The following is a 12,010-nucleotide window of genomic DNA, read 5'->3' as shown; positions in this document are numbered from 1 at the left end:
CCTATCAAACCTATTTTTTAAAATGTATAAAACCAACGAATTTTGAAAAAACATCTTTTTATCATAACCTTTCTGACAGCCAATTTTGCTGCTTTTTCTCAGAATAAAATCATTACAATTACCAACAATTTAAAAGTTGACCGAGAGTTTGAAACTATCGAATTGACTAAAAAATCACTTGGATTAAATGCGGATTCAAAACTTGAAAATTATGTTGTAAAAGATCTCAACAGTAACTCTTTCTTAGGAACCCAAACGGTAGATAATGACGGTGACGGAATTGCAGATTTGCTTTTATTTCAGCCAAAAATTAAAGCTTCATCAAAACAGGATTTTGAAGTTTTAATGGGAACAAATCCTTCGGCTTCAAAAGTTGTTAGTTGCTATTCTCGTTTTGTTCCAGAACGTACAGACGATTATGCTTGGGAAAACAATAAAGTAGCTTTTAGAACTTACGGGCCTGTAGCACAAAAAATGGTTGAGGATAATATCGCGGGCGGAACATTAACTAGCGGAATCGATGCGTGGCTAAAAAGAGTCGATTATCCAATAATTAATAAATGGTATGAAAAAGCCGCAAACGGAACTGGAACGTATCATAAAGATACTGGCGAAGGTTTGGATAACTTTCACGTAGGTGACAGCCGCGGTGTGGGCGGAATTGCTGTAAATGTTGATGGAAAATATTATTTCTCTAAAAATTTCATCAGTTGGAAAACCATTACAACGGGTCCAATCAGAACGAGTTTTATTCTAACTTATGCCGATTGGGATGCAAAAGGCAATAAAATAACCGAATCAAAATTAATCAGTTTAGACTACGGAAGTCAGCTTTCGCGCTTCGAAATCAGTATTACTGGAACAAAACAAATTGCTGCTGGATTAACACTTCATGATAAAAAAGGAACAATCGGAACGAATTTAAAAGAAGGCTGGTTAAGTTATTGGGAGCCAATCGACGATTCTGAAATTGGCACGGGACTGGTTGTTCCAAAAGGCAATTTAATCAGTTTTGACAATCATGTAACAGATGAAAAAGATCTAAGTAATCTATACGGAAATATTGCCGTTAAGAACAATAAAGCTATCTATTATGTTGGCTTTGGATGGAAAAAAGGAAGTCCGTTTCAAACTAAACAAGAATGGGAAAAGTATTTGAGTTCTTTTGCTGACAAGATTAATAATCCTTTGATTGTGAAATTGAAAAAATAACACAATCTTGTCATCCTGACGAAGGAAGGATCACACACGAAATCGGCAAAGTTTTTTGACATTCTGTGTAGAGCTACTTGTGCGATCCTTCCTTCGTCAGGATGACAAAAAAACTATAAAAAAATCACTTCCTAACAGGAAAATAATTCTCCTTCAAAATAATCTCCAACGGAATATAATGCGTTCGTTCAGTCTCTTCCTGTAGAACCAATTTCTTATACAAATAATTGATTCCCAAATAACCTTGCTCTTCCGGTCTTTGATTTATTAAAAAATCGATTATGCCTTTATTTAAGTATTCAATATTTTCTTTCAACAAATCAAAACCAATAATTCGAACGCCTTTTATATTGTTTTTTTCTAAAAATTCGGCAACAATATACGCTCGGGAATTGGGTACAAAAACGCTGTTTACGCCAGAAAACATTTCCAAACTCAATTGATCGATTCCAGAATCTTTTAAAGCAAATTCAGAAAATTTAAAATTGGTCAATTCATCGTGATCTTGAAAATACGAATAGAAACCTTTTATACGTTGCTGATACACAGAAGTGCTTTCGATTTCTCTAGTAATCTTAAAAATTAAAACTTGTCGCTCATTTTTTACAGCAAAACTAATTAATCTCCCAGCCAAATATCCGCTCTGAAAAGCATCTTGCCCAACATAAGCATGCTCATTTTCTTCAGAAATATTCGAATCGACCATTACAATCGGAATATTCTTTTTTTCATATTCCTTTAAAAACTGAACAGAATCTTCGTAAAAAATTGGTGCAAACAATAAACCGTCGCAATCAAATTCCAATACTTTTTGCGCAGATTCTTTAAACGATGCCCAATTATAATCATAGAAAAAATAATCCAATACAATCCCAAATTTACTGAATTCTAAAGCTGCTTTTTCGATTCCGTCCGTCTGACTTTTCCAATATTCCAAAGTTTCAGATTTTGGAAGGAAAACCGCAAAATGAAATTTTTTGTTCAAAGCCAGATTACTTGCCAGAATATTTCGGGTATAACCAAACTCTTCAATTATCGCATTCACTTTATCAACGGTTTCCTGCGCTACTTGTCCGCGTTTGTGTATAATCCTGTCGACAGTTCCGGCAGAAATATTAGCTAGTTCGGCAATTTTTTTTATTGTTATGATATTGATTCTTTTTAAGTTAAAAAAATAAAAGCAGTCGGGTAAATTTAATTTATTTTACTAAAAATAAGTTGTTTTACATCACTTTTTGCATACATTTGTAAAATACCGTGTACGCACACGCAAATATACACATAACATCAAAAAATAAAAATAATAACCAATTAAAATGATACTAGACTCATTACAAAATGCACCAAAATACTATGGTTTGCATCCAAATTTCAAAAAAGCTTTTGATTATGTAAATCAAAATGACATTGCTAATCTAGAAGAAGGCGCTTTTGAAATTGGCGAAGGTTTAAAACTAATTGTAATTGTCGGACAAGGAAATACAAAAGAAGAAGCTGTAAAAGGATTCGAATGTCATGATAAAAACATCGACATTCAAATTTCGATTAAAGGACCTGAAACTTTTGCATGGAAACCGAGAGAAAAATGTGTAAATCCAAATGGCGATTATAGCGATGAAAGAGACGTTCGTTTCTTTCATGATGCACCAGATACTTTTTTTGAAATGCAGGAAAAACAATTTGCAATTCTGTTTCCAGAAGATGTTCATACCGCAATGATTGGTGAAGGAACACTGAAAAAGATCGTTATTAAAGTAAAAATATAAGTTATGAGAACTATTCAGAATTCGATTGATGTCATTGTCAAACAAGGAATGCTTCCATTGTATTTTAATGCAGACGAAAGCAAAAGCATCACGATTTTAAGAACACTTTATAACGCGGGAATTAGAGCAGTAGAATATACAAGCCGCGGTCCAGAAGCGCTTTCTAATTTCAAAAAAATGGTTAAAGTAAGAAACGCTGAAATGCCAGGAATGCTTTTAGGAATCGGAACCATCAAAAATTTAGCGCAAGCAGAAACGTATTATTTAACTGGAGCTGACTTTTTTATAAGCCCTGGATTTGTTCCTGAAATTGCTTCGTTCTTAATTTCGAAAGAAGTTTTGTACACTCCAGGCTGTATGACTCCAACTGAAATTATTGCGGCTGAAAATGCTGGAGTAAAATTCATTAAACTTTTCCCTGGAAATATTTTAGGACCAGATTTTATGAGCGGAATTAAAGATGTTTTTCCAAACCTAATTTTTATGCCAACAGGCGGCGTTGATACAACACGAGAAAGTATTCAAACTTGGTTTAACGCTGGTGTTTCTGCTGTGGGAATGGGAAGCAAATTAATTAGCAAAGAAGTAATGGAATATGGCGCTTACGATACAATCGAAAAAGAAACCAAAAGGGTTTTGGATTTGATTGAAGCTATTAGAGGTTAAAAATTTAAAATTAAAAAAAATAATGGATTCAATATTCAATCTAAAAGGAAAAATTGCCCTGATTACAGGTGGCGCAGGTGTTTTAGGAAGCCAATTTGCAAATACTTTGGCACAACAAGGTGTTATTGTCGGAATCGTTTCGCAATCATTGGAAAAAGCCGAAAATACAGTAAAAGCAATTGAAGCAAACGGTGGACAAGGATTCGCTGTTCAAGCAAATGTTTTAAACAAAGAAGAATTAGAAAAAGCGAAAGATTTTATTGTTGAAAAATACAGCCGTCTTGATATTCTAATTAATGCAGCAGGCGGAAATATGCCGGGCGCAACGATTCAACCTGATCAAGCGATTTACGATATGAAAAGCGATGATTTGCAAAAGGTAATCGATTTGAATATTATTGGAACTATGCTTCCTTCTCAGGTTTTTTCTGAACTTTTTGCAAAGCAGAAATCGGGAAATATCATCAACATTTCATCCGCTTCGTCACAAAGACCTTTAACGAGAGTTGTAGGTTATTCAGCTTCAAAAGCGGCAATTGACAATTTCACACAATGGATGGCGGTGGAACTGGCTTCTAAATATGGCGAAGGAATTCGCGTAAATGCTATTTCTCCAGGATTCTTCATCGGAGAACAAAACCGTGCTTTATTATTGACTCCAGAAGGAAAACTAACTCCAAGAGGCGAAAAAATCATCGACCACACACCAATGGGAAGATTCGGAACTCCAGAAGATATTGACGGTGCGCTTTTGTTTTTATGCAGCGACATGTCGAAATTCGTTACAGGAATAACATTAAAAGTAGACGGTGGTTTCGCTGCTACAAGTATCTAAAACATTAAAATAATTACACAAAATGGAACAAACATTAAGATGGTTCGGACCAAATGACCCTGTTTCTTTACAAGATATCAAACAAACCGGAGCAACCGGAATTGTAACAGCTTTACACCATATTCCAAACGGAGAAGTTTGGAGTATTGATGAAATCATAAAACGAAAAGTTGAAATTGAGCACGAAAACGGCGATCCTAAAAAAGGCGCTTCAGGTTTAACTTGGTCAGTTGTAGAAAGTATTCCGGTTCACGAAGACATTAAAAAACAAACTGGGAATTATTTGCAGTACATTGAGAATTACAAAGAAAGCATTCGCAATCTGGCTTTATGCGGTATTAAATGTGTTTGTTACAACTTTATGCCTGTTTTAGATTGGTCGAGAACAGATTTATCATTTACAGTTGAGGACGGTTCAAAAGCTTTACGTTTTGATATTAATGCTTTTGCTGCTTTTGAATTGCATATTTTAAAAAGACCTGGCGCAGAAAACGAATATTCTGAAGAACAAAAACAAAAAGCAAAAAGCTATTTTGAAGCAATGACTTCAGAAGATAAAGTGAAATTACAGCAAAATATTCTGGCTGGACTTCCAGGTGCTGAAGAAGCTTACTCTGTTGAAGATTTCTTGGTTACTTTAAGTGCTTATAATCATATTGACAGACAGACTTTAAAGAATAATCTTTTCCACTTTTTAAAAGAAATTATTCCGGTTGCTGAAAGTAAAGGTGTTTTAATGGCGATTCATCCAGACGATCCGCCTTACCCAATTTTAGGTTTACCAAGAGTTGTAAGTACAGAAGAAGATTTGATCGAATTAATGAACGCTGCTCCTTCTCCATCAAACGGATTTACCATGTGTACAGGTTCTTACGGTGTTCGAGCCGATAATGATTTACCTGGAATTGTAAGACGTCATGGCGATAAAATGAATTTTATTCACTTAAGAAGCACACAGCGCGACGAAGAAGGCAGTTTCTATGAAGCAAATCATCTAGAAGGCGACGTTGATATGTACGAAGTGGTAAAAGCAATTTTGGAAGTTGAAAAACGAAATAACAGTCAATTGCCAATGCGTCCAGATCACGGACACCAAATGCTGGATGATTTAAAGAAAAAAACAAATCCGGGTTATTCTGCAATTGGCCGTTTAAGAGGCTTAGCAGAATTGCGAGGTCTTGAATTAGGGATCAAACGATCTTTATAATTTGTTTGCCGCGAAGGCGTGAAGACGTGAAGATTTTTTTAAGCCACAGATTAAAAGGATTAAAAAGATTTTTCACGCAGATTTGGCAGATTATAGCAGATTTTATTATGATAAATATCTGCGCATATCTGCTTAAATTTTTTAAAATCTGCGTGAAAAAAAAGAAAAACCTTTGCGCCTTTGTGCCTTCGCGGCAAAATCAAAAAAACTAACTAACCACAAAACCACTCAAACCATGATTCGTCCAGCCATAATTGTCTTTTGCAGCCTCGTTGTAAATATTACAGTGGCGCAGGAATTACCTAAAATTATTACTTCAAAAACCAATTATCTTCCAGATTTTAGTTACGCGGGCTATCACTTCGGCGAAAGCCAGATTCCTGAAACTAATGGAAAAGTTATTAATGCAATTGATTTTGGCGTAAAAGCCAATGACAATTTAGACGATTCAAAAGCTCTTTTAAAAGCTTTTAAAGCTGCCAATGCTATTGAAGGAAATGTCATTCTGCAATTGCCTGCGGGGCGAATTATTCTAAGTGAAATTCTCTACATCGAACGAAGCAATTTTGTACTTCGCGGCGCTGGTTCTAACGAAAACGGAACTGAAATCTATTGTCCAAGACCGATGATGTACCTTAAAGATTCTGATGTTTTGGCTGAACTTCGCGAATACTTAACCACTTTTGATAAAAGACAACGTGAACCAGAAAATAATATTGATATTCCTTTTTCGCAATATGCATGGTCCGGAGGATTTATCTGGACGCAAGTTCCAGGCGAACGTGTAAAGTCCTATTTGGATAAATACGAACCAGAATCTAATCCGTTGGCGAAAGTCAGTTCGGGGAAAATGGGCGAACATATTATTACGGTTTCTGATGTAAAAGGTTTAAAAGTTGGCGATGTTGTAGAATTGCAGCTTTTTAACAAAGACGGCCAAAACGGCGAAATCATCAAAGACTTATATCAGGGAGCTAAAGTAAAACCAGGTTCGCATCATTGGAAATTTCCAAAACTTCCCATTGTGAGGCAACAGGTTGAAATTACTAAAATCTCTGGTTCTAAAATCACTTTAAAAACACCTTTAACCATTTCGATTAAACCAAGTTATCAGGCGCAATTAGTCGCATGGAAACATTTAAATGAAGTTGGAATTGAACATCTTCGTTTTACGTTTCCTGATATTCCGAGAGTGGCGCATCACGTAGAACCTGGTAATAACGGTATTTTCTTAACTCGTCTTTTCAACAGTTGGGTAAAAGACGTGAAAATCACCAATGCCGACAGCGGAATTCTTGCCGAAGAAGTTGCTAATGTTACCATTCAAGATATTACAACCGATGGACCGCATTTATCGCATTACACCGTAACTTTAGGCGGCGTGCATAATGTTTTGGTTAAGAATCTCAAAATCTATAATTCTGCCGTTCACCCTTTAAGCTTCAACACTTTTGCGACTAAAAATGTGTATCAAAACTGCGAGATATTTACTGACCCACTTCTAGATCAGCACTCGGGAGCCAATCATCAAAATTTATTTGATAATATTACTGTTCACATAAAAACAGACAAAAATAATAGTTACGCCTTATTTGGCGGCGGAGGAGCCGATTATTGGAAACCTTCTCACGGTCCTTTCAGCACGTTTTGGAATCTGAATGTTCAGGTGGAAAATCCTGATGCCTCAAAACCAATTTTATTGTACGGAATGAAAGATGGTGCTTTAGCTAGAATAATTGGTGTGCACGGAAATGCAAAATTTGAAATCAAATATGACATTGATCCATACATTGAATTTTCGAACACACCAATTGAAAAAATTCCGTCATTATATGACTATCAATTGCAAAAACGATTAAAATAGGTTAAAATATTTGCCACAGATTCCACAGATTAAAAGGATTAATTTCTTTGTGTTAAGATTAGCCACGAATTCACGAATTATTAAAAAATTAAATTCAAAAAAAATCGTGATTTCGTGAATAAAAAAATCCTTTTAATCTGTGGAATCTGTGGCAAAAAACTTCACCATAATACAAGTGCTATGAAATACAAAATAGTCTTTCTGGTTTTGCTTTTTATTTCAGGAAACCTGTTTTCCCAAAATAAATATCGTCTTAAAAATTTCTCTACGACAGACGGACTTTCACAGAGTTCTGTTATTGCCATTCATCAAGATAAATTTGGACAGATGTGGTTTGGAACCCGCGATGGACTCAATAAATATGATGGAAGCCGATTTACTATTTTCAGGAACGATGCTGCCGATAAATATTCCATCAGCAACAATGATATTCTAGCTATTGAAGAAGACGATTCAGGAAAAATCTGGGTCGGAACTTATAACGGATTAAACTGTTATGATCCAGTTTCGAACCGTTTTACAAGATATCTTCATACCAAAGCCAATCATACGATAAGCAATAATGCCGTTTGGAGCATTCGCGAAATTGGTGGCGAAATGTGGTTTGGAACTTCAAAAGGATTAACGATTTTCAATATAAAAACAGGATTATTTACTTCTATTTTTCATTCCGATGATGATGCATCTACTCTCCCAAGTAATAATATTCTGAGTATTTTAAAAACTAAAGAAGGCCAAATCTGGATTGGAACTACAAAAGGTTTATGCCAATTAATAAGTCGAAAAAATGGTAAATTATCTTTTAAAAATTATCCTTTAAATGCAACCGATTTATTAAACGTACAATCAGTTATTGAAGACAAAGACGGTAGTTTGTGGGTTGGGACAAAAAACAAAGGGCTTTTAAAATTCGATCAAAAAGAAAAGGCTTTTGTTTCATTTTTACCATCTGAAAAATATCATGAGATTAATACTGATATTCGTTCTTTAGTAATTGATAATCAAGGTGATTTATGGATCGGTACTTACGATGGGATTTATATTTTAGGACAAGACAAAAGTCTCCAAAAAATCAACAATAGCAATAATGCAAACGGAATCGACAAAGTAAAGTCGGTTTTTATGGATAAAAAAGGTTCAATTTGGATTGGCTGTTATTACAAAGGCGTAAATCTTTGGGATGTTTCGAACGTCAATTTCTCCAATTACAATCAGAATTCGAAAAAGATTCCAATGAGTTTTGATGTCGTAAGTTCGATAATTGCAGATAAAAACCAGAACATTTATTTTGGAACCGAAGGCGGCGGAATTACGATTTATAATAGAAATAGCGAATCTGTAAGCTACATCAACAGTAAAACTGGACAGGCAAATAAAAATGATATCAAAGCGATGTGCCTTTCTGACGATCATATTTTATGGATTGGAACTTTTTCTAAAGGATTATCGGCTTACAATACCATTTCTAAAAGAATGGAAGATAGCCGAATTGCATCTGATTTATCCGAATTATTAAAAGAAAGCGGTGTTTATTCTCTTAAAGCTGAAAACAAAATTTTATGGATTGGAACTTTTGGCAAAGGCTTAATTCGTTATAACACATTAGACAAAACCTTCCAAATTATTGGAAATGACACTTCTAAACCAGTTTTTCTAACAAATAATATGGTTCGCAGTATTTTGATCGACAAACAAAATTACATCTGGCTTGGAACACAAAATGGTTTAAATCGTATTTCACTTCGAAATTTTAATCCGAAGAAATACCAAATAGAGCATTTCTTTTATGATCATTTGGCTTTGTCGGGCGATGATATTTTGACTTTGTTTGAAGATTCTCAAAACAAAATTTGGGTGGGAACAAAAGCCAAAGGTCTTCATGTTTTTGATGGAAAAAAATTCACTAGAATCAATCTTAGAATTGGAAATACGGTTATTACTTCTATTCATTCGATTTTAGAAGATGACGACAAAAACCTTTGGATCAGCACCAATCAAGGAATTATAAAGTACAATACAATTAAAAAATCGGTTGTAATTTACGATCAGAAAGATGGTTTGGCGAGTAATGAATTCAATGATAATTCGGCTTTAAAATTAAGCTCAAATCAGTTTTATTTTGGAAGTCCGTCGGGTGCAACATTTTTTGATGCCTCAAAAATTTCCCTAAATAATTATGCTCCTCAGGTTTTAATTACCGATTTAAAAATTAAAAACGAAACGGTAAATGCGCATGATAAAGATGGAATTTTAGAACAAAGCATTGGTTTTACCCAAACGATCACTTTGGATTATGACAAGGCGAATTTCTCGATTAGTTTTGCGATTCCAAATTATATTCGATCTAAAAACAATCAATACAGTTATCGTTTGGTTGGTTTGGAGAATAACTGGACAACGACTAAAAACAGTGAAGCTAATTTTGCGATTCAGAATCCAGGAACTTATACTTTTGAAGTTCGTGGCGCTAACAACGACGGCGTTTGGAATCAAACTCCAACAACTTTAACCGTTATTGTAAATCCTGCTCCGTGGCGCAGCATTTGGGCATTTTTATTATACGGAATCGTAATTGGTTTGGGTCTGTACGGCTTGATTTGGATTATGAAATCGAAAGCCAGACTGAAACAAAAATTGGAACTGGAATATCTAGAAACACAGCGAATTGAAGAAAACAATAAATTAAAACTGGATTTCTTTACCAATATTTCGCATGAATTTAGAACGCCTTTAACTTTGATTTTAGGCCCCTTACAGCAAATTTTAGCCGATTACAACGGAACTAACGAAATGTACAAAAAGCTTCTAGTAATTGAAGGAAGCGCCAATCATCTGTTGAGTTTGATTAACCGTTTAATGGATTTCAGAAAACTAGAAAATCATCAAGTTACGTTAGAATCTGCAAACGGAAATATTGTCAAATTCACCAAAGAAATCTTTCTTTCATTTATTGAATATGCCAAAGACGGCGATTACGATTATACGTTTGAAACTGAAAACGAAGAAATTCCAGTCTATTTTGATCGCTATAAACTCGAACGTGTATTTTATAATCTGATTTCAAATGCTTTTAGATATACTCCAAAAGGCGGTTCTATAAAAGTCAAAATCAATCAAGACCAGCAGAATCTGTTTATCGCCGTTGAAGATTCGGGTGTAGGAATTGCCGAGGAACATATCGATAAAATTTTCGATCTGTTTTTTGAAGTTCCGACACACAATCAGGTTCAGAAAAACTACAATAAAGGAACAGGAATCGGGCTTTCGATCGTTAAGAACATTGTTGAACTTCATAAAGGAAAAATTGATGTTACCAATAAACCTTCTGGCGGAGTTATTTTTAAAGTGACTTTACCGCTTGGGCGCGAACATCTTTTGGACAGCGAAATTATTCCTGATTTTAAAATCAGTGACGATATTGCGCAATATACAGCCCAATTAGAAACTTCAGAAATTGTAGAAAATGATGATCTCGAAGATTTAATTGTCAACGAAGAAAAACAGACTATTTTACTTGTTGAAGATCATAAAGTTTTGAGAAAGTTCATGAAAAACCTACTCAAAAAAGACTACAATATTATCGAAGCCGAAAATGGTAAAATTGCTTTAGAAAAAGCTTTAAAATTTGTTCCAAATCTGATTATCAGCGATGTGATTATGCCAGAAATGGTAGGAACTGAATTGTGTTCACGAATCAAAGAAAACATCAAGACTAGCCATATTCCAGTTATTCTGCTGACTTCAAGATCTTCATTGGTTTACAAATTTGAAGGATTAGAAAGCGGTGCCGATGATTACATTAGTAAACCATTCAATTTAATGGAATTCAGGCTTCGCGTTAAAAACCTTTTGAACACGACGGAACGTTTGAGAATCAAATTTTCGAGCGAAGACAGTTTTATTCCGTCAGAAATTACGGTTTCTTCTCTAGACGAAGAATTACTGAAAAAAGCATTCAAGATTGTAGAAGAAAACATTTCAAACGAACAATTCGATATTCCGTTTTTCTGTTCAGAATTAGGCGTAAGCCGAACGATGTTATTTTTAAAAATAAAAGCTTGGACGAATTGCACGCCAAATGAATTTATTCATGAAATAAGATTAAAACGTGCGGCTCAATTATTAGAACAAAACAAATTAAACGTTTCTGAAATCAGTTATAAAGTCGGTTTCAACAATCCGAAATACTTTAGCAAATGCTTTCAGAAAAAGTACGGCGAAACTCCATCTCAATATGCCGACAAATTTTATAAATCTTCGACGATTAAATTGTGAAATGTGAGATGCTAAATGTGAGATGTCAAATGTGAATTGTTAGAGGTAACTAATCTTTTTACTTTTTACTTTTTACTTTTTACTTTTTACTTTTTACTTTTTACAACTCACATTTCGCCTCTTACTTAAATAATCCGCATTTTTAAAGGCTTCAAAAAGGGTATCTGTATTTTTAGATACCCTTT

At 34.5% G+C, this 12,010-nt stretch carries 8 protein-coding genes; 7 read left to right on the top strand and 1 reads right to left on the bottom strand.

Annotated elements, in window-relative coordinates; genetic code table 11:
• Positions 1-42 precede the first annotated feature (42 nt).
• Positions 43-1,212, top strand: a complete 1,170-nt coding sequence (locus DM444_RS19210; protein ID WP_111289638.1) for a DUF4861 family protein — start codon at positions 43-45, stop codon at positions 1,210-1,212.
• A gap of 124 nt (positions 1,213-1,336) precedes the next feature.
• On the opposite strand, the gene DM444_RS19205 is transcribed toward DM444_RS19210, so the two are convergent.
• Positions 1,337-2,344, bottom strand: a complete 1,008-nt coding sequence (locus DM444_RS19205) for a substrate-binding domain-containing protein (protein WP_111289636.1) — start codon at positions 2,342-2,344, stop codon at positions 1,337-1,339.
• 184 nt (positions 2,345-2,528) lie between these two features.
• On the opposite strand from DM444_RS19205, the gene DM444_RS19200 reads away from it, so the two are divergent.
• The 6 genes from DM444_RS19200 (at position 2,529) to DM444_RS19175 (ending at position 11,825) form a co-directional block, all read left to right on the top strand.
• On the top strand, positions 2,529-2,978 hold the full coding sequence (locus DM444_RS19200; RefSeq protein WP_095930745.1) for a YhcH/YjgK/YiaL family protein: 450 nt from the start codon (positions 2,529-2,531) through the stop codon (positions 2,976-2,978).
• A 3-nt stretch (positions 2,979-2,981) separates the two neighbouring features.
• The gene (locus DM444_RS19195; protein ID WP_111289634.1) at positions 2,982-3,644 is read left to right on the top strand and encodes a beta/alpha barrel domain-containing protein; all 663 of its coding nucleotides are present in this window, start codon (positions 2,982-2,984) and stop codon (positions 3,642-3,644) included.
• A 22-nt stretch (positions 3,645-3,666) separates the two neighbouring features.
• Positions 3,667-4,479: an SDR family oxidoreductase gene (locus DM444_RS19190; protein WP_111290135.1), complete on the top strand. Its 813-nt coding sequence runs from the start codon at positions 3,667-3,669 to the stop codon at positions 4,477-4,479.
• 22 nt (positions 4,480-4,501) lie between these two features.
• Entirely contained in the window at positions 4,502-5,686 is a 1,185-nt protein-coding gene (gene uxuA, locus DM444_RS19185; protein WP_111289632.1) for a mannonate dehydratase, read from the top strand.
• A gap of 235 nt (positions 5,687-5,921) precedes the next feature.
• Complete coding sequence (locus DM444_RS19180; protein WP_111290133.1) at positions 5,922-7,550, top strand: right-handed parallel beta-helix repeat-containing protein; 1,629 nt, start codon at positions 5,922-5,924, stop codon at positions 7,548-7,550.
• Positions 7,551-7,730: 180 nt separating this feature from the next.
• Positions 7,731-11,825, top strand: a complete 4,095-nt coding sequence (locus DM444_RS19175; protein WP_111289630.1) for a two-component regulator propeller domain-containing protein — start codon at positions 7,731-7,733, stop codon at positions 11,823-11,825.
• The last annotated feature ends 185 nt before the right edge of the window (positions 11,826-12,010 follow it).

Origin of the sequence: Flavobacterium ginsenosidimutans (assembly GCF_003254625.1) — a bacterium.
GTDB classification, from domain to species: domain Bacteria; phylum Bacteroidota; class Bacteroidia; order Flavobacteriales; family Flavobacteriaceae; genus Flavobacterium; species Flavobacterium ginsenosidimutans.
This window is presented reverse-complemented; position numbering and strand designations above follow the sequence as displayed.